The organism is Thermosynechococcus sp. M3746_W2019_013 (genome assembly GCF_015296045.1).
Lineage (GTDB): Bacteria > Cyanobacteriota > Cyanobacteriia > Thermosynechococcales > Thermosynechococcaceae > Thermosynechococcus.
This window is the reverse complement of sequence record NZ_DVDW01000038.1, coordinates 18,534-36,397: the sequence shown is the minus strand read 5'-3', so window position 1 is coordinate 36,397 and position 17,864 is coordinate 18,534. Positions and strand designations below refer to the sequence as shown.

The following is a 17,864-nucleotide window of genomic DNA, read 5'->3' as shown; positions in this document are numbered from 1 at the left end:
GCTAGGCTAGGGGCAGATTTTCACGGGTTCTGCCATGTCTCGGAATAGTAACTTGCTCCCGTTGCTCTTCTCCCTTGTCTTCACCTGTGGCCTGCTGGGGGTGGCGTCAGTGCTGGTTCTGCGGCTCCTAGGCAATCAAAATCCCCTAGAACAAGTCACTGGCCGGTTGTCCACTTCGCCGGCAGCAAAAACGCCAGAGAGGTTGGGCGCTAATTTCAGTGATGTCAGTAATGTTCCGAGCGGGACGTTTCAGTACGGCGGCAGTACCACGTGGGCGCCGATTCGCCGCGATGTCGATCCTTTAATTCAAGTGGCTTGGCCAAATTTTCGTCTGCGCTACACGGATCCAGCAACCGGTACACCGGGATCGGGGAGTGGTATTCGCATGTTACTGAACAATCAAATTGCCTTTGCCCAGTCCTCACGCCCTTTGAATGAAAAGGAGCGGCAGCAGGCGCAGAGTCAGGGTATCAAACTCGTTGAATTGCCGGTGGCGATCGATGGCCTTGCGATCGCCGTCAATCCAACCCTCAAGATTCCCGGCTTAACAGTCCAGCAGGTGGTTGATATTTACACCGGTAAACTCAGGAACTGGAGTCAAGTGGGGGGGCCGAATCTGACCATTACCCCCTTTTCACGACGCTTGGAAGATGGTGGTACCGTGGAATTTTTTGTCCAAGAGGTCTTAGGGGGGCAGCAACTTAGCACTAATGTCGTTATGGTACGAGATACCACGGATGCACTGCGGCGCTTGGGGACGACCGTGGGCGGAATTTACTACGCATCGGCACCGGAAATTGTTGGTCAGTGCAGTGTGCGACCCTTGCCCTTGGGGCGTCAGCCGAATCAGTACGTTCCTCCTTACCAAGAACCCTACGTTGATTCTTCCCAATGTCCACAGCGGCGCAATACGCTAAACTATCAAGGATTTCAGGACGGCACCTATCCGATTACCCGTCGCCTGTTTGTCATTACTAAGGATGACAATAGCCTAGATGCCCAAGCCGGTCGTGCCTATGCGGCTCTGCTGTTGACCGACGAAGGACAGGCAATCATTGAAAAAGCCGGGTATGTCCGCCTGCGTTAGGGGAGGGCTGTGTTGGATAAGCCCCTGAACCGAACCTATGAGCGGGTAATGGCGGCGATCGCCAGCCTCAACCTGGCGTTGGTGCTTTTTGATCTCACCTATATTCCGCTGCGGGACTTTTGGCTGTTGGGAAAAGTCCGCATTCCCCTAATTCAGCGGGTCATTTATCTACCCCAGCCGTTGCCGATTACCCGCCTCTATGACCCCATCAAAGGCATTCAACCCCACCGAGTAACGCAGCAGTACATCAACACCGTCAACCAACTACGGCACACCATTACCACTGAAGGCGTGGATGCCCCAGGAACACAAGCGCTGTTGACGCAGTTGCGACAGCAGAGCAAAACCATGGTGGACACCAATCCCTTTGCTCTGGCCAATAAGACCGGCACCCTTGAGCAGATTAAGAATCGCATGCGGCAGCGGGTCTTTGGCAATCGGGATGCATCCTCCAAAGAGTCCTTTGAGCGCTTTTGGAGTTCGGAGTACATCAATGCACAGGACTGGCGGAGCAACCTGAATTGGTTTGAGAAGCACATCATTCCCCTAATAGCGACCAACTATTGGCGCGCCTATGGCGAGGATGGGGATTTTCTGAATCGGTTTGGCGTTCTGGATCTTCCCTTTAATCTCCTCTTCTTTGTTGAGTTCTTGGGTCGCACGTTTTGGCTGAGTCGGCAGTGTCGCGGTTGTCGCTGGCGAGATGCCATGCTGTGGCGCTGGTACGATGGGCTACTCTTTTTTCCCTTTTGGTGGTTGGCACCGACGTGGGCATGGCTGCGGGTGATTCCCGTCATGATTCGCCTCGATCAAGCGGGTCTGATCTGCCTTGATACCCTGGAGCGGCAGCTATCTCAGGGCTTGGTGGGGGCGATCGCCACCGACATTTCAGAGGTCGTTGTCCTGCAAGTGCTGACACAACTGCAAAAGGCCATCCGCCGCGGTCAGTTTAGCCAGTGGCTTCCCCGTGCCTCTGACTTACAGGTCAATAGCGTCAATAGCGTCAATAGCAGGGCGAATGACATTGATGAGTTGGGGGAACTGGCGGCCTTGGTGGTTCAAGTGATCCTCTGCCGTGTCGTGCCCCAACTGCGGCCAGAAGTGGAAGCATTAGTGGCCTACAGCGTGGATCAGGTCCTACGGCAAGCACCCCCCTATCGGCGATTGCTGGAGAGTCCAACCCTAGCGGCCTTACCCCTGCAGTGGCGCCAATCCCTTGCCAAGGAGATTAGCGATCGCCTCTTTCTGCTGTTGGAGCAAGCAAGCAAAAACCAAGGCAATCCACCCCGCGAAGGCGCCTTGCTGGTGAGTCAACTAGCGCAAAAATTTGGCCAAACCCTGAGTGCTGAACTCCAAGAGGAACAGGTGGGCAAGGTGATCCAAGACCTCCTGGTGCTATGGCTAGAGGAACTGAAAATTAACTTTGTGCGCCAGACCCACCTTGAAGGCATTGAAACAGTTCTAGAGGAAACTCGCACCCTTCAGGAACGTTTGGCGCAGAACATACTCGAACCCTAGGCTATTCAAGGGGTTGCAGCAGCCACAGGGCAGTGTAGGTCGTGTCCTTGGGAGTGGGCTGAATGAGCAGAAAGTGCAAGCCTTGGCTTTTTTGCAGGCGATCGCGAAACACCTCTCCCGCTTGCGCAATTTCCGAATCCTGAAACGTTAAAAACACCCAGCGATCGCGCAATCCACTGTGCAGGAGAATGCCACAGGGCTGCCCCGGTACAAACTCTAGGCGATAGGGCACCTGCTCTTGGAACCAGCGAGCCAGCTTCAAGGATTTGCGACCCCCATAGAGCATAATTCCCGGAATCAGGGTGTCTGCCGCCAAGCCTAGGGACTCCGGCAGCATCTCCATTTCCAAGGCCAGAATCCGTAAAGGGTACCGCATCAGTTGCTGCAAATCGGGGGGCGTAATCGCTGCAAACTGCCAAGATTCTCCCCAAATATCATCCGGCAAGGGCAGGGGCGGGAGCTGCTCAATGGCCAAGGGATCGTAGGCTTCACCCGTGTAGGTTTTCAGGCTTGGGTATTCCTGAGCGCGTTGGCACAGGTAGCGCTTCAGAGCAGAAGTGCGGCGGGTGGGCTCTAGGGGGATGTTGAGTTGTCGGCAAGCTCCTTCCACTAGCCCTAAACTTTCGGGGCGAAAGACCTTTACTCGCTCAGGCAAGGGCTGACCGCAACGGTTGAATTCTGTGGCAACCCAGGTACTACTCACCAGTGGTTCGGGACAAAAAGCCGTGTAGTAAAAATGTTCTTCAGGATCACAAATCACAAGTTCCCACAGATCAGCACCACTGGGGGTACGCAAAGGCCGACGGTAAAGGTCAACTTGCCAACGGGACATCGACGGAATAGATGAACAAAAGAGGTGATCGCCTTTTTCAAACTGAATACGGGCTATATTTATTTTCCTTGCTTTTTCTTGGATTTGTTAGAGCTATTCCAATAAAGAATGAAAAATTATCTCGGACAATCCTTGCCAATCACCTCATCCATAGAACCGCTGCATCCCGCATAGATCTGCTGTCGCTTTTCCTCACGGCGTTCTTGGCAACGCATCTGCTTTTTCAGGTGATGCCCAGCCGGCCGAGGGCGGAACTCATCGTGGAAATTTGTACCCCAAATTGCTGGGCACCGTCGACTAAAGGGTCCTCGGGACGCGCAGCAGCATCTGGCTCTAAGGCCTGCCAATCCAGTTTCCATTGACACAGGTCTGGCTCGCGATCGCGCCCCCGCCGTTTCCCTGATGCAAACTCAGAGCTTAGATCAGCCTAAGGATAAACTGCTAAAAACAATGGTCATGGCTTTGATGGGCACTTTCTTTAAGACATTGAAAGCAATTGATTGCCTTTAGGGTCAAAACGCCCCTTGATTTACCGTATTTCGCCGCCCCAATTCTGATGATTGCCATCAGCCCATAGTTGATGCACCGCCTCAGTTCCGAAGCCCATACCTAGGGACGTCAGGTTTGCAATAAAGTTCTCTTTCTAGGGGGTGTGACTCTGCGCTAATAGGGCAACCACCTCCTCAGTCGTCAGGGGTCGGGAGAAATAATAGCCTTGGACATAGTCACAGCCGAGTTCCCGCAGTCGCGTCACTTGATAGGGATGCTCTACCCCTTCAGCCACCACTTCCAATGCCAATCCCTTGGCAAGGCTAACAATGGCATCAATCATGAGGGGTCTTTGGTCGGTTTCAGGGATGAGCTTCACAAAGCTGCGATCAATCTTGAGGATGTCGATGGGCAGATGGGTCAAATAGGAGAGAGAGGAATAGCCAGTGCCAAAGTCATCAAGACTCAGCTTGATTCCCTGTGCCTTCAGTTTGCATAATGTCTCTCGCACCTGATCGGGCTGATCAATCCCCACACTTTCAGTTATTTCCAGGTGCAGGCAATGGGGAGGAATCTGGGTCTGTTCCAAAGCAGCCAACACTTGCTCGGCTAGAGCAGGGTACATCAGTTGCCGATTGGATAAATTCACGTTCACGGATAACTGACACTGGGGAAATTGCTCGTGCCAGTACTGGAGATCACGGCAGGCGCGCCAGATCACCCAGTCCCCAATGGACAGAATCAATCCCGTTTCCTCCGCAAGGGAAATGAAACGATCGGGCAGGAGTAAGCCCTGAGTAGGATGCTGCCAGCGAATCAGGGCTTCAAAGCCGTAGAGAGAATTGTCCCTAAGGCGGTAAATGGGCTGATAAAAGAGGGTAAATTCGTCCCGCTCAACGGCTTGGCGCAACCCGATTTCTAGGGAGAGGCGATCGCGCGCCATCAAATGCATGTCTTCACTAAAAACTTGATAGCGATTCCCCCCCGCCAGCTTGGCACGATACATGGCAATATCGGCATTGCGCAAATAGTTTTCTGCCTTCTCAATGTGGGCCGATCGCGTGGCCACGCCAATACTAACCCTGAGCGCGATCGGCTGATCATTCACGACAAAGGGTTTATTCAATTCACTGTGAATGCGATCGCAAACCCCCAAAGCGTCATTGTTGTCACTAATGTCATCCAGCAAAATCACAAACTCATCGCCCCCAATACGAGCCACCGTGTCATCGGCGCGGACAATGCGGGTGAGACGATTGGCCAATTCAATCAAAATTAAGTCGCCACAACTGTGGCCAAGGCTGTCGTTAATGACCTTAAAGCGATCAATATCAATAAACAAAATTACAAACTTGTAATCGGAACGACGACGAGCATGGCGAGTCGCCTGTTCAATGCGGTCAAGGAGGAGCGTGCGATTGGCTAACCCCGTCAGCGAATCATGGAGGGCATCATAGAGCAACTGGGCCTCTGCAAGGCGATGTTCCGTCAAATCGGTCAAAGAACCCGCCATCCGTCTGGCATTGCCATAGGCATCCCGCAGCACCAGCCCCCGTGCCAAAGCCCAACGATAGGCCCCGTTGCGATGTTGAATGCGAAACTCTTGGTGGAAATGGGGGATTTGGCCGCGGATATGGAGCATTAAATTTAACTTCACCCGCTCCACATCTTGGGGGTGAATGCGCTTGAACCAATCATCAATGTGATTGCCAATTTCGTCATCCTGATAGCCGAGAATATTTTTCCAACGCGAGGAATAAAACGTCTCATTGGTGGTCAAATTCCAGTCCCAAATACCATCATTGATGCTACGGGTCAGCAGCGTATAGCGATCGCTGGTTTCCAGGAGCGCCGCCTGAGTTAACTTCACATCGGTAACGTTGTAGCCACAGATTAAACCTGCCCCGTTGGGAAAGCGCACAAAAGCCCAAATCATCTCTAAAACTTGACCATCGGCGCCATGGACAGGTACCTCCTGCCAACCATTGGGGGGATGAATCATCCAATAACGCATCTGCCGCTGGGTTTCTGGATCGGGAAAGCACTGACTCAAAAAATCCCCTGAGATCAAGTCCCCTGTATCCCAGCCCAACTGGGTCATCACCTCTTGGTTAAGGGAATGAATCTGCCCCTCATTGTCATAGAAGAGAATGAGCAGGGGTAAACGGGCACAAACATCCCGCAGTAAGTCATAGGGATCAGTACCTAGCGGAAAATCAAATCCATGGCCCGTTTGACCATTCACCATTGGCCACCTGAACTGAAAAAATAAAGATGAGTCATCCTGCTCCATGGAAATATCCTAGCTTAAGTGCTCAACAAACCAAAAACTGGCTCTCCTAGGCCGTAAGACTCCTAGGTCTCTTTGAAGTCTCTTTGAAAATCTTGATGCGCAGGCACAAAAATTTCTATCCTCTGCTGGCTAGCCGCTCATAGATACTAATCCCACGTGGGGTAGCGTGTATTTTAATCCCAAAATCCAAAAAATTTGCTGGCTAATTGCCTCATACTGTTCAGTAGAAAGTAGCTCTTTTTTCTGGTGCAAAACAATCAGTCTAGCCAACTGTTCCATGACTGTAGCCAATTGCTCCGCATCGGGATAAAGACTCTCAAGTACAGCATAGAGATCGGCTTCGGGATTAGCCACTAGCCCTGCTCCTTCATAGATGACAGGCTTAAGAAATGGCTGATACTGCCGCAACAACCGCCGCAGGTGGTAGATCATTGAGATCGACAGTGGGGAAGTCATAAGCTAGAACCTTACATCTTATCAGGCACAGCGAAATTGCCTATTACTCTCGTTGTGCTAGTAAAAATTAGACCATGAAAAAAAGGTCACCGTTGTTATTGAGAATACAAACTGCCCAAGTCACTTCAACTTTTTGCATCCTAAGATTGCCCTCAGGAGAGTAATTTTCTCAATGAATTAACTTTGATAGTTTGCCAATACTCATGTCCTAGGCAACCTCCCTCATTTTTGCCAAGGGAGTTTAGTATTGAAGGAGTACTGATTCTTCTTTTTTTACGGGATTTAAGTTTTAATTAATTTTTGTCTCGGTATTTTAATGCATATTGATTTAGTCATCTTTTTAATCTCGAAATCATTCATTAAGTGATCAATTTTGAGACATTGAACCGCATCTTGAAATTGACGATTATTCATTGATTTTCCCCAAAAAACTTGATTTTTGACACTCCATCCAAGGAACCACATCAGGCTAGAAAAGCATTTTCGCTTTAGAGACTGTCTGTAAATCATCCTAAAACTTGGACCACTGATTCTTCAAGGATTCGTAATCCCTTTTTTGCTTTTTAATAACTGATGGGTTGAATAATTAAGAACTATTTAATTTTCTTAATATTTCTTAGTAATTCCTGCCCCACCAAAACGACTTCGCCACAGGGAGACTTTGGCGCAGCAAATCCTCAGCAGCAAAGGATGCTGAGATGTTGATTTTTTTGATTTTCAATGAAAAATAAAGTTTTTAGCCTTTATGCTGTATCTATCGCAAGTGATTTTGTTTTTTTAAGGAATCCTAGTGTACAAAAAAGCCGACGATCAGCAGCGGCATAAAGAGACTCAGGGCAACAATGAGCAGTAAATTTTCGGGTTCGACGTTAATGATCGTGGGTTGATTGCGTTTCTTTTGGGGGTTTGGATTGGTCATGGCAGGATACCCAAGGAATACCCCTAGCCTAGCAAACGCTGTCGCAGTCCTAGCAAAGGTTAATGAGTGAAAAGAATCGGCTATGATACTCTACAGGTGCCTGAATCCGTGGGATCCCTATGCAGTGTCCCTATTGCCACCATACAGATAGTCGTGTTCTAGAGTCTCGATCGGCAGAAGGGGGGCAAAGTATTCGGCGACGGCGGGAGTGCCTAGCCTGTGGTCGTCGTTTCACCACCTATGAGCGGATTGAGTTTGTGCCCATTACGGTCATTAAGCGCAACGGCGATCGCGAGTCCTTTGATCGCTCGAAATTGCTGCGGGGCATTATGACCGCCTGTGGTAAAACCAACATTCCCCAACAAAAAATTGAAGCCCTTGTGGATGATATTGAGGCGGATTTGCAGTTGCGATCGCGCCGCGAAGTTACCAGCACCGAATTGGGGGAAGCAGCCCTACAACGATTGCGCCACCTGAGTGAAGTGGCCTATGTCCGCTTTGCTTCGGTCTATCGCCAGTTCCAGGGCATTAGTGATTTTGTTGCTGAACTTGCCCATCTCCAAGAGACTTCTGACTCGCCAGAGCTGCTGACAGCCTCCCAGCCTTAGTGCTGCTTCATCGGTAAATCGGCATTAATTGTATCAATGAGCCTTTGCTCCTCGTCATTGATCTGGTCAATGTAGTGGTCAAATATTTCCGCTAAACGTGGCTCATAGAAACGGTGCAGGCTGTAGTTGGGAGTTGCTGGAAAGCCGCGCCGCTTTTTATGGCGTCCACCGGCGCCGGGATCAAAGCGCTGAATTCCTTGGGCGATCGCCCACTCAATGGGTTCGTAGTAGCAGGCACTAAAGTGCAGGCAATCAATTTCACGGGTACAGCCCCAATAGCGACCGTAGAGATGGGTTCCCTTGGTAATGCAAAAGGACATGGCAATGGGACGCTGACTGCCGTTGTTGGGATAGGCGGCAAAAAGAACCACTCGATGGCGATAGCGATCGCTCAGGCCTTCAAAAAACTGCCGCGTCAGATACTTGCTGCCCCACCAGCCAAATTTGTCGCAAGTATCGGCATAGAAATCGTACATCTGTTGCAACAGGCTACGGCTGACCTCATGCCCCTGATGAACCCGAAACGTGAGATCTGCTTGAGCCACGGCCTTGCGTTCTCGCTTGATGTTGCGGCGTTGATTGGCATTGAAGTCCGCTAGGTAGTCGTCGAAGGTCTGATAGTTGCGATTTTGCCAGATGTAACTGTGGTGGAGCCAAGCCCGATAGCCGTAGGCCTCGGCAGCGGGTTGCCATTGGGGATCGACATAGAGAAAGTGGCAACTGGAAAAGCGGTGGCGCTGACAAAGGCGATCAATTTCATGGAGCATCACCTTGGTCATCATGGCCACATCCACCCCCTCTACCATGAGAAAGCGATAGCCCACCGCCGGTGTAAAGGGCGCCATCCCCAGCAGCTTTGGATAATAGCGAATCCCCAACCGCGCGGCTAAATCTGCCCACTGGTGATCAAAGACAAATTCCCCTTGACTGTGACCTTTGATATACAGAGGCGCTGCGGCCACCAGTTCCCGCTGACCCTGGCGATCGCGCCAAACTAGCAAATGCTGGGGGAGCCAACCTGTTTGGGGCGTTGCACTGCCGGAGGCTTCAATTTGATGCAGCCATTCCCATTCCAAAAAGGGGGTTTCTAGGGGCAACGCCAGGGCATCCCACTGGTCTTGGGGAACGCTGGCGATCGCATTCACCCACTGAATGGTTAGCTCTGGTGCCAGTGCCGCTGCAAACTCTACCATGTTTCTCAGGGAAACTGCTTCTGTGTTGTACTATAGCAAGCCCCCTAGAGAAAGATACTGCCATCGGGCATCAGTGCCTGCTCCAAGCAAGCCTCCAGCAACAGAGCACTACTGAGATCAGCACGCATTAGGTTGGCTTGGCGCAAATTGGCACCCTTGAGATTCGTGCGGGCGAGGTAGGCATCAATCAGACGAGCTTCCTGCAAATCGGCCCCCGTCAAATCCGTACGCCGCAAATCCGCTTTGTTCAAAACCGCTGCCTGCAAATTCACCCCTTGAGCTTGGGCATCATCGAGCCGCGCCTCTGAGAGAATTGCCTGACTCAAATCCGCTTGATTGAGAATTGCTCCCCGCAAATCCGCTTGGACGAGCCGTGACTGCCGCAAATTGCTCCCCACCAAATTTGCCTTGTAGAGAATGGCACGGGTGAGAATCGCCCCTTGAAGATTGGTATTTTCCAAGTTTGCTTGGACAAGGTTGGCAGCATTAAGGTTGGCTTCCTTGAGATTGGCCCCCTTGAGGTTCACCCGCGATAGATCTGTCCCTGCCAAATTTGTTCCTTGGAGATCCACCTGGTGCAGATCCGCCCCCACCAGACTTGCCCCCTCCTGATAGTTCTCTTTGCGAAAGTTGGCACTGCGCAAACAGGAACCCGCCAAAACCGTATGGCTTAAACTGACCTGTCGCAAATCACTACTCAGGAAGTTACAGTCGCGAAAAGCCGCTAACGTGAGATCTGCTCCTTGGAAATTGGCGCGATCGAAGATGCAACCATGACATTGAGCATCGCGAAAATGACTGTCATTAAAAATCGCTTGGGTAAAGTTGCATCCCTCCAACCGTGCACCCGTGAACAGGGCATCGCTAAAGTCGGCACGGCCAAAATGACAAAACCGAAAATATACCCCCTGTAAACTTGCACCGCGCAGATCAATGCCGATGAAATCGGCGTTCACAAGACTAATGCCCGCCAAATTCACACTTTGAAAGTTGGTTTGGCCCTCGGCATAGCGAGCGAGAAACTCTTCGGCTTGCATCGTCAGTCTATAGTAGGGAGCACCACTTCGTTTCTAAAAAATGCCGATCGCTAACATTGCCGCCAGCCGCCATGCTGAAGGCCGTAGTGTTCCAGAATCTCCTCATATCGTGCTTGAGTACTGGGGTCAAGCGTGGGGGGCACAGCCACGGCAATGCCCTCAATTTGACTCAATTCGTAGTCAAAGTGGGAACAGGTTTGGGGCAACAGCCGCACAGAAACCCCATCGAGTAACTGCAAGTGGGCAGCCAGCTCACGATAGACGGCCAGCGGCATTCGGGAATTGTAGTACACACGTTCACTCATGGGGCTGGGTAGGGGGGGTGGGCAGAGCACAACAATTCACATCATTCAAGCACACTTTACCCCACGCTAACGCCCAGCGCACAAGTGCCACCCGATTCTCTGATTTTGTTTTCGTGAGAATATTACTGATGTGGTTATCTACCGTGCGCTTGCTGATGTCTAGTTTGGCAGCAATATCTTGGTTGGTTAGCCCTGCGGCCACAAGCTCCAGCACCTGTAGCTCACGCTCCGACAGCAGTGAATATTCCAACCGATCGTCTGGCGGTATAGACATCCCTAAATCCGTATAATTACTTAGAAGCCTAGTATTAATTGTAATTGTAGTTGACGACTTCTCTCCTTGCTGCTCTTTTAGCCCAAAACCACACAATTCCCTTGCACACACCCGGTCATCAACGGGGTCGAGGCATGGAGCCGCTGTTGCGTGCCCTTTGGGGAAGGGCCTTAGCCCAAGACTTGAGTGAGTTGCCCGGCCTTGATAATTTGGCTCAACCCACAGGGGTGCTGGCAGAGGCACAGGCGGCAGTGGCGGCGACAGTGGGGAGCGATCGCGCGTGGTTTCTCGTAAATGGTGCAACCGGTGGCCTTTTGGCCGCCCTTTTGGCAACAGTTGGCCCTGGCGATCGCGTTCTCGTGGGTCGCAATGTCCACCGCTCAGTGATTGCGGGACTGGTGTTAGCGGGGGCAAAGCCTGTTTATTTGGGAGTTGGGGTTGATCCGCAGTGGGGGCTGCCATTACCAGTCACTCGTGATGTGGTTGCTGCTGGCTTGGCCGCCTATCCCGATACGAAGGCCGTGGTGCTTGTCAGTCCCACCTATGAAGGCCTCTGCTCACCCTTGCTAGAGATTGCCGAGTCTGTCCATAATCACGGTGTGCCGCTCATTGTCGATGAAGCCCACGGCAGCCATTTTGCCTATCATCCAGCCTTTCCCGTTACCGCTTTGGCCGCAGGCGCGGATGTGGTGGTGCAGTCGTGGCACAAAACCCTCGGAACGTTAACCCAAACGGCAGTGCTGCACCTGAAGGGAGAGCGGGTGTCTGCTGAACGCTTGAGCCAGGCCCTAAACCTTGTGCAAACCACCAGTCCTAGCTATTGGTTGCTGGCAGCCCTTGAGCGAGCAGGCGCTCAAATGACTCAGCAGGGAGAGCAAATCTACGGGCGACTTCTCCAGTGGATCCAGACCTCTGAATGGCCTCTGCCGCGATGGCAGCCCACGGGTATCCCTCAGGATCCGCTGCGATTGACCCTAGGGACTTGGCCGATAGGTCTGACGGGGTTTGCCCTCGATGAGCTTCTGCAACCGCAGATCATTGCTGAATTTCCCAGTGGGCGATCGCTGACCTTTTGCCTTGGCCTTGGTACGACGCCAACAATGCTAGAAACCTTGACCGATCGCCTGAAAAGTGTTTACACCCAATACCGCCACAATGCCCCTCTGCCACCCCTGGCCATCCCATCAATCCCCAACTTCAAAGAACCGGTACTCTCACCACGGGAGGCCTACTTTTGTCCACAGAGAGCGGTTCCCCTGAGGGCGGCCCTCAATGAGATTAGTGCCGAAACAATCGCCCCCTACCCACCCGGGATTCCCACTGTCATCGCTGGCGAACGATTCACTGAATCAGTGATTGCAACGTTGCAAACCCTCCAAGAAGTCGGGGCAGAGATTGTGGGGGCCACCGATCCGACGCTGCACACCCTAAGAGTTTGTAAGGTCTAGTTCTCCCAGTCCTCCTCTTCCAGCAAATGGGTCACCAAATGCTGCTCCAAGAGGGGTTGCAGGTGTTGAAAGTCTTGGGGCGAAAGCAGTTCAGGCTCTTGACCAGGGACCAGGCGAGCCACATAAAGGGTGGGACTCAGGGGCGTATAAACACTGTATTCCCGTGTCCCATAAAAGAAGCTACTACCGAGGGGTTGATACTCCTCGATGCCATCATCGGCTTCCACCTCAACCATGAGAATTTCATCTTCGTCTAGGTCTGGCAGTTCGCCTTCTACGGTGAGGGTGAGTGCGGTGCGCTTGAGGGTGAGGTTTTGTTCTTCAAGGATGGCACAGGCTGTATCAAAGACCTCATCAATTTCCTCCTCCTCTAGGGGCACCAAGGTTTCTTCCTCGTCGTTTTCAGCCACGACCGCAAAAATTTCTACGGGGTAGTCCACCGGGCGCAGCAGTGCATAGGTTTCCCCTTGCACATTCAGACGAAACTCAATGTAGCAGTCAAGGAAGCGACCCTCATCGTCGTAGAGGCGAAGCTGCTCCATTTCCTCTGCGAAGTCTTCCTCTTCCCAAGGCTGCTCATTACTGTTTTGCTGGTTTTGATAGTTTGAGCCCATGCTGCTTCGGTAAAAAGATTCCTATGGCATTGGAGCATACCACGCAGCGGGTCGTCGTGGGTCATTCCCGGTGGCAACCTTAGCTACTTCTTCTCCAAGAAATTAAAATCAAGGGGAATCCAAAGCTGCAAATAGCGCTGCAACCACCTGTGCTGCCTTCCGATCAAGCTTGTGCCAGTCCACTTCCCCGGCAGGATCAAAAAGACTGAGGTCAGCTTGCACCTCCCCCACCTGAAAGTCATGGATACCGCTGTAGTCGAGTTCTGGGGTGTACTGCTGAAAACAAATTTGGTAGCAAAGCTCCCACAGATTCACCCGCTGCTGGCGATCGCCCTGACGTAAATGCAGCCAATAGAGAATTTGGGGTTCGGCCTCACCACAGGGAATCTCGACGGTTTCATAGGTGCCCTGCCAAGGGGAAGTTTCTAGCGATCGCCGCAGCTGATCAAGGAGTCGAATCAGAGCCGGTTGCATCAGTTGAGCCGCCGCATACCAAGGGTGGTCAGTAGGTAGGGACATCGCATCACGCGAGGGGTTTTTTGACATTGTAGGCCTCATGGGAGAGGACACTGCGGGGTTCAATGCGATCGCCGGTGTCGTAGCAGACGAGGCGATAGTGATAATTCAGGGGAATGCTAATCACCTGGCGATCGTGATTGAGACGCTTCCCCTTAAATTGACGGTAGTCAGCTCCTGCAAGGAGTTGGGCAATCACTTGGCGCGCTTTAAGGACAATCTCCTTGGGCAATCCCCTTAGATCCACCACATCGCTGGCAAAGGAGGCCTGCCATTCCTGTCGCGCTAGGCGGGCCTTTTCCCGTTGAGCTGCCTCTAGAGCTTTAGCTTGGGCTAACTGGGCGCAGCGATGACACACTTGACCATACCCGTAATGGCCGCAGGGAAATCGTTTCCGACGACGTGGCATAGGGTCTTTACCAAAGGAGAAAATAGGGCAGAGAGGTATAACCCTCCACCCTGGGCATCTATTGATATTTTCCGTCTAAAGGCGTACCACTGGCACTTAGCTGAGAAGGGCATTGGCTTTGGCCACCACATTGTCCACAGTGAAGCCAAATTTCTCCATGAGGACGTTACCAGGAGCCGAGGCACCAAAGCGCTCGATTGATACCGTTGCATCGGCATAGCGGCACCAACCAAAACTAGAAGCCGCCTCCACAGCAAGGCGTTTTACCCCCGCCGGCAGCACACTGGCTTTGTACTCAGGGGATTGCTCCTCAAAGAGTTCCCAAGAGGGCATGGACACCACCCGCACCTTTTTGCCATTGGCGGTCAGGGTTTCAGCGGCCTTGACACAGAGGGAGACCTCTGAACCTGTTCCAATCAGGATCAAGTCGGGGGTACCTTCACAATCCACAAGGGTATAGGCACCTTTGGCGACATTCGCCGCAGAGCTACCGGCCAAGTTGGGCACATTTTGGCGGGTCAGGGCCAGTAGGGTGGGCTGTTTGCGCCGTTGGACGGCCACTTGGTAAGCCCCCGAGGTTTCATTGCCATCGGCCGGCCGGATCACCAGTAGGTTGGGAATGGCACGCAGGGAGGCCAAGGTTTCCACAGGTTGGTGAGTAGGCCCATCTTCCCCAAGGGCAATGGAGTCGTGGGTCATCACATAGATGACACCCGCTTGGGAGAGCGCGGAGAGGCGCAGGGCAGGCCGCAGGTAATCAGCAAAGACTAAGAAGGTAGCGCAGTAGGGAATCAAGCCGGAATTGTGGAGAGCAATGCCGTTGCAAATAGCGGCCATGCCGTGTTCACGGACGCCAAAGCGAATGTTGCGATTGTGGTACTGACCTTTTTGGAAGTCACCGGAACACTTCAGTTCAGTGAGGTTGGAGTGGGTCAGGTCCGCAGAACCGCCAATGAGTTCTGGCAGGTTAGGGGCAATCGCGTTCAGGCAAATTTCCGAATGCTTGCGGGTAGCCACGGCCTTATCCGCAGGCGTGTAACTGGGGAGATTGGCATCCCAGTTGGCGGGCAATTCACCCCGTAGCAGCCGTTCAAATTCGGCGGCCTCCTCAGGATATTTCTGGCGGTAGGTGGCCAGGGTTTGGTTCCACTCTGCTTCATAGCTGGCACCGCGCTCAATGGCTTTGCGGAAGTGGCTCAGAACTTCCTCGGGGACGACAAAGGGTTCATAGTTCCAGCCAAGGTTTTCACGGGTAAGCTTGACCTCCTCAGGGCCGAGAGCAGCACCGTGCACACCGGCAGTGTTGGCTTTGTTGGGGGAACCGTAGCCAATGGTGGTGGTGACTTTAATGAGTGACGGTTTATCGGTTACGGCCTTAGCAGCTTCAATGGCCTTGGCAATGCCGGCAAGATCTGTATTGCCATCGGCAACGTGCTGCACGTGCCAACCGTAGGCTTCAAAACGCTTGCAAACATCCTCTGTAAAGGCAATGTCGGTGGAGCCGTCAATAGAAATGTGGTTATCGTCGTAGAGGGCAATGAGTTTACCCAAGCCCCAGTGACCAGCAAGGGAGCAGGCTTCTCCGGAGACCCCCTCCATATTGCAGCCATCCCCAAGGATGACGTAGGTGTAGTGATCTACCAGTTTGATGTCGGGCTTGTTGAAACGGGCGGCCAGATGGGCTTCAGCCACCGCTAAGCCAACGGCGTTACAAATCCCTTGACCGAGGGGACCTGTGGTCACCTCCACACCGGGGGTTTCAAAGTTTTCGGGGTGACCGGGCGTGCGCGACCCCCACTGGCGGAACTGTTTAATATCCTCAATGGTAACGCTGTCATAGCCTGTGAGGTAGAGCAGGGCATACTGCAACATACAGCCATGACCCGCCGACAGGACAAAGCGATCGCGATTGAACCACTGCGGATTTTTGGGGTTAAACCGCATGAACTGGTTCCAGAGCACATAGGCCATGGGAGCCGCCCCCATGGGCAGGCCGGGGTGCCCAGAGTTGGCCTTTTGTACCGCATCGATCGCCAGGAAACGGATCGCATTAATACAGAGTTCATCAAGGGATTGAGTAACCGCAGGCATTGCTTTCTCTCTCTAATCTCTAATTAGGTTTGCAGCAGACAGTTAAAGGTCGGGAGTAAACTTGCGGAAGGCCAACGTGACGTTGTGCCCACCAAAGCCAAAGGAGTTGGACAAAGCCACCGTCACCGGACAGGCCCGGCTCTGATGGGGAACATAGTCCAGATCGCAGGCGGGATCCGGTTGCTCCAAGTTAATTGTAGGGGGGATGCGATCGTGGGCTATGGCCATTACCGTGGCGATCGCCTCGATACCCCCTGACCCCCCCAGCAGGTGCCCTGTCATGGATTTTGTCGAACTCACGGCAACGCGACGCGCATTTTCTTCGCCAAGGGCACGTTTAATGGCGGCGGTTTCCGTACTGTCGTTGGCGGGGGTACTGGTACCGTGGGCGTTGATATAGCTCACCTGATCCGGGGCAATCTCCGCATCCTTGAGGCAAGCTTCAATGGCACGGGCAGCCCCTTCTCCCCCCGGTGAGGGAGCAGTCATGTGGTAGGCATCACAGGTCAAGCCGTAGCCCACCATTTCCGCATAGATGCGTGCTCCCCGGGCAAGGGCAAATTCCAATTCTTCCAGGATCAAGATGCCGGCCCCTTCCCCAAGGACAAAGCCATCGCGGTGGAGGTCAAAGGGGCGGCTGGCATGGTGGGGATCATCATTGCGGGTAGAAAGGGCGCGAGCTGCCGCAAAACCTGCCACCGATAGGGGCGTAATCGCCGCCTCTGTACCCCCACAGATCATCGCCTTGGCGTAACCGTGTTGCACCATGCGGAAGGCATCGCCAATGGCATTGGAACCTGCTGCACAGGCGGTTACCGAACAGGAATTGGGGCCCTTGGCACCGGTGTGAATGGCGGTGAGTCCTGCGGCCATATTGGCAATCATCATCGGGATCATAAACGGACTACAGCGATCGGGCCCCCTCGTGAGATAGACCTCCTGCTGATCCTCCATTACCTTTAGACCACCCACACCCGTACCAATAATGATGCCAATGTCAGTGGCGTTGCCCTCGTCAATTGTCAATTGGGCATCCGCAAGGGCTTGCTTACTGGCAGCCACGGCAAATTGAGCAAAGCGATCCATGCGCTTGGCATCTTTGCGATCCATGTAGAGGGTGGGATCAAAGCCACGCACCTCAGCCGCAATGCGGCAGTCATGACGACTGGCATCAAAAGCCGTGATGTAATCAATGCCGTTGCGACCGGCCATTAACCCTTCCCAATACTCCGCAAGGGTGTTGCCGAGGGGGGTAATTGCCCCCATCCCCGTGACAACGACCCGTTTTTGATGCGCCTTTGCCATGGATCTATGCAGCTACCTTATTGTTGATAAAGTCAAGGACATCTTGGACGGTTTTGAGTTTTTCTGCCTCTTCATCGGGAATTTCCACACCAAACTCTTCCTCAAGGGCCATGATCAACTCCACGGAGTCAAGGGAGTCAGCGTTGAGGTCTTCGGCAAAACTGGCTTCGGGTACAACTTTTTCTGCATCAACACTGAGTTGATCGGCAACAATGGCTTTTACTTTTTCAAGAATTTCAGATTGATTCATAGATGCCTTAACTGGATGGACAACGACTGAGAACAGTAATTCATGCGGGCGATCGCCATTCCTCAAATCTAGGATGTTTCGTGCCCAGAATCAACGCGCCCTAATTATAGGACAGATTGGGGATCCCCTAAGATACTCCTGCAACTGTGATAAGCTACAGTTTGAATACTTGAGACCAACAACGCCACATCCACCGTTGCCCTCTCTTCACCGAGTTGCC

18 protein-coding genes are annotated in these 17,864 nt (G+C 52.7%); 4 read left to right on the top strand and 14 right to left on the bottom strand.

The annotated features are described in order from the left end of the window. Positions 1 to 34: 34 nt before the first annotated feature. Both IGQ16_RS07485 and IGQ16_RS07480 read left to right on the top strand, forming a co-directional pair. The gene (locus tag IGQ16_RS07485; protein WP_297060863.1) at positions 35 to 1,087 is read left to right on the top strand and encodes a PstS family phosphate ABC transporter substrate-binding protein; all 1,053 of its coding nucleotides are present in this window, start codon (positions 35 to 37) and stop codon (positions 1,085 to 1,087) included. A 9-nt stretch (positions 1,088 to 1,096) separates the two neighbouring features. Then, on the top strand, positions 1,097 to 2,605 hold the full coding sequence (locus IGQ16_RS07480) for a hypothetical protein (RefSeq protein WP_367116118.1): 1,509 nt from the start codon (positions 1,097 to 1,099) through the stop codon (positions 2,603 to 2,605). A 1-nt stretch (position 2,606) separates the two neighbouring features. On the opposite strand, the gene IGQ16_RS07475 is transcribed toward IGQ16_RS07480, so the two are convergent. The 4 genes from IGQ16_RS07475 to IGQ16_RS07460 all read right to left on the bottom strand — a co-directional run bounded on the left by IGQ16_RS07475 (position 2,607) and on the right by IGQ16_RS07460 (position 7,594). Next, positions 2,607 to 3,437, bottom strand: coding sequence for a Tab2/Atab2 family RNA-binding protein (locus tag IGQ16_RS07475; protein WP_024124894.1), 831 nt, complete (start codon positions 3,435 to 3,437; stop codon positions 2,607 to 2,609). A 643-nt stretch (positions 3,438 to 4,080) separates the two neighbouring features. Next, positions 4,081 to 6,174, bottom strand: a complete 2,094-nt coding sequence (locus IGQ16_RS07470) for a bifunctional diguanylate cyclase/phosphodiesterase (RefSeq protein WP_225871739.1) — start codon at positions 6,172 to 6,174, stop codon at positions 4,081 to 4,083. 174 nt (positions 6,175 to 6,348) lie between these two features. Then, positions 6,349 to 6,675, bottom strand: coding sequence for a hypothetical protein (locus IGQ16_RS07465; RefSeq protein WP_051372803.1), 327 nt, complete (start codon positions 6,673 to 6,675; stop codon positions 6,349 to 6,351). 787 nt (positions 6,676 to 7,462) lie between these two features. Further along, positions 7,463 to 7,594: a hypothetical protein gene (locus tag IGQ16_RS07460; RefSeq protein WP_255325213.1), complete on the bottom strand. Its 132-nt coding sequence runs from the start codon at positions 7,592 to 7,594 to the stop codon at positions 7,463 to 7,465. A gap of 119 nt (positions 7,595 to 7,713) precedes the next feature. On the opposite strand from IGQ16_RS07460, the gene nrdR reads away from it, so the two are divergent. Beyond that, positions 7,714 to 8,202: a transcriptional regulator NrdR gene (gene nrdR / locus IGQ16_RS07455; RefSeq protein WP_024124897.1), complete on the top strand. Its 489-nt coding sequence runs from the start codon at positions 7,714 to 7,716 to the stop codon at positions 8,200 to 8,202. Here nrdR and IGQ16_RS07450 read toward each other — a convergent pair. The 4 genes from IGQ16_RS07450 to IGQ16_RS07435 are packed head-to-tail and all read right to left on the bottom strand — an operon-like array spanning position 8,199 to position 11,011. Continuing rightward, positions 8,199 to 9,395, bottom strand: coding sequence for a GNAT family N-acetyltransferase (locus IGQ16_RS07450; protein WP_024124898.1), 1,197 nt, complete (start codon positions 9,393 to 9,395; stop codon positions 8,199 to 8,201). The genes nrdR and IGQ16_RS07450 overlap by 4 nt on opposite strands. Before the next feature lie 44 nt (positions 9,396 to 9,439). Further along, a complete protein-coding gene (locus tag IGQ16_RS07445; protein WP_024124899.1) occupies positions 9,440 to 10,432 on the bottom strand; it encodes a pentapeptide repeat-containing protein in 993 nt (330 codons plus the stop codon). Between the two features lie 50 nt (positions 10,433 to 10,482). Beyond that, positions 10,483 to 10,737: a hypothetical protein gene (locus tag IGQ16_RS07440; protein WP_024124900.1), complete on the bottom strand. Its 255-nt coding sequence runs from the start codon at positions 10,735 to 10,737 to the stop codon at positions 10,483 to 10,485. Beyond that, positions 10,730 to 11,011 carry a helix-turn-helix transcriptional regulator gene (locus IGQ16_RS07435; protein WP_024124901.1) on the bottom strand — a complete coding sequence of 94 codons (282 nt, stop codon included), beginning with the start codon at positions 11,009 to 11,011 and terminating at the stop codon, positions 10,730 to 10,732. Before IGQ16_RS07435 ends, IGQ16_RS07440 begins: the two co-directional genes overlap by 8 nt. 50 nt (positions 11,012 to 11,061) lie before the next feature. Between IGQ16_RS07435 and IGQ16_RS07430 the strand changes: the two genes are divergently transcribed. Continuing rightward, positions 11,062 to 12,459: an aminotransferase class I/II-fold pyridoxal phosphate-dependent enzyme gene (locus IGQ16_RS07430; protein WP_297060856.1), complete on the top strand. Its 1,398-nt coding sequence runs from the start codon at positions 11,062 to 11,064 to the stop codon at positions 12,457 to 12,459. Here IGQ16_RS07430 and IGQ16_RS07425 read toward each other — a convergent pair. From IGQ16_RS07425 to acpP, 6 genes are all read right to left on the bottom strand, one after another. Next, positions 12,456 to 13,073 carry a DUF3727 domain-containing protein gene (locus IGQ16_RS07425; RefSeq protein ID WP_024124903.1) on the bottom strand — a complete coding sequence of 206 codons (618 nt, stop codon included), beginning with the start codon at positions 13,071 to 13,073 and terminating at the stop codon, positions 12,456 to 12,458. The two genes, IGQ16_RS07430 and IGQ16_RS07425, sit on opposite strands and share 4 nt — an antisense overlap. Before the next feature lie 108 nt (positions 13,074 to 13,181). Next, positions 13,182 to 13,592: a hypothetical protein gene (locus IGQ16_RS07420; protein WP_024124904.1), complete on the bottom strand. Its 411-nt coding sequence runs from the start codon at positions 13,590 to 13,592 to the stop codon at positions 13,182 to 13,184. A 4-nt stretch (positions 13,593 to 13,596) separates the two neighbouring features. After that, entirely contained in the window at positions 13,597 to 13,998 is a 402-nt protein-coding gene (locus IGQ16_RS07415) for a hypothetical protein (protein ID WP_041429107.1), read from the bottom strand. A gap of 96 nt (positions 13,999 to 14,094) precedes the next feature. Beyond that, positions 14,095 to 16,089 carry a transketolase gene (gene tkt, locus IGQ16_RS07410; RefSeq protein ID WP_024124906.1) on the bottom strand — a complete coding sequence of 665 codons (1,995 nt, stop codon included), beginning with the start codon at positions 16,087 to 16,089 and terminating at the stop codon, positions 14,095 to 14,097. Between the two features lie 42 nt (positions 16,090 to 16,131). Continuing rightward, positions 16,132 to 17,394, bottom strand: a complete 1,263-nt coding sequence (fabF, locus tag IGQ16_RS07405) for a beta-ketoacyl-ACP synthase II (protein ID WP_024124907.1) — start codon at positions 17,392 to 17,394, stop codon at positions 16,132 to 16,134. Between the two features lie 4 nt (positions 17,395 to 17,398). Beyond that, complete coding sequence (gene acpP / locus IGQ16_RS07400) at positions 17,399 to 17,644, bottom strand: acyl carrier protein (RefSeq protein WP_024124908.1); 246 nt, start codon at positions 17,642 to 17,644, stop codon at positions 17,399 to 17,401. Between the last annotated feature and the right edge of the window lie 220 nt (positions 17,645 to 17,864).

Coding starts and splice junctions, on each gene's coding strand:
- IGQ16_RS07485 (WP_297060863.1), top strand. CDS start 35: ATGTCTCGGAATAGTAACTTGCTCCCGTTGCTCTTCTCCCTTGTCTTC.
- IGQ16_RS07475 (WP_024124894.1), bottom strand. CDS start 3,437: ATGTCCCGTTGGCAAGTTGACCTTTACCGTCGGCCTTTGCGTACCCCC.
- IGQ16_RS07470 (WP_225871739.1), bottom strand. CDS start 6,174: ATGGTGAATGGTCAAACGGGCCATGGATTTGATTTTCCGCTAGGTACT.
- IGQ16_RS07465 (WP_051372803.1), bottom strand. CDS start 6,675: ATGACTTCCCCACTGTCGATCTCAATGATCTACCACCTGCGGCGGTTG.
- IGQ16_RS07460 (WP_255325213.1), bottom strand. CDS start 7,594: ATGACCAATCCAAACCCCCAAAAGAAACGCAATCAACCCACGATCATT.
- nrdR (WP_024124897.1), top strand. CDS start 7,714: ATGCAGTGTCCCTATTGCCACCATACAGATAGTCGTGTTCTAGAGTCT.
- IGQ16_RS07450 (WP_024124898.1), bottom strand. CDS start 9,395: ATGGTAGAGTTTGCAGCGGCACTGGCACCAGAGCTAACCATTCAGTGG.
- IGQ16_RS07445 (WP_024124899.1), bottom strand. CDS start 10,432: ATGCAAGCCGAAGAGTTTCTCGCTCGCTATGCCGAGGGCCAAACCAAC.
- IGQ16_RS07440 (WP_024124900.1), bottom strand. CDS start 10,737: ATGAGTGAACGTGTGTACTACAATTCCCGAATGCCGCTGGCCGTCTAT.
- IGQ16_RS07435 (WP_024124901.1), bottom strand. CDS start 11,011: ATGTCTATACCGCCAGACGATCGGTTGGAATATTCACTGCTGTCGGAG.
- IGQ16_RS07425 (WP_024124903.1), bottom strand. CDS start 13,073: ATGGGCTCAAACTATCAAAACCAGCAAAACAGTAATGAGCAGCCTTGG.
- IGQ16_RS07420 (WP_024124904.1), bottom strand. CDS start 13,592: ATGTCCCTACCTACTGACCACCCTTGGTATGCGGCGGCTCAACTGATG.
- IGQ16_RS07415 (WP_041429107.1), bottom strand. CDS start 13,998: ATGCCACGTCGTCGGAAACGATTTCCCTGCGGCCATTACGGGTATGGT.
- tkt (WP_024124906.1), bottom strand. CDS start 16,089: ATGCCTGCGGTTACTCAATCCCTTGATGAACTCTGTATTAATGCGATC.
- fabF (WP_024124907.1), bottom strand. CDS start 17,394: ATGGCAAAGGCGCATCAAAAACGGGTCGTTGTCACGGGGATGGGGGCA.
- acpP (WP_024124908.1), bottom strand. CDS start 17,644: ATGAATCAATCTGAAATTCTTGAAAAAGTAAAAGCCATTGTTGCCGAT.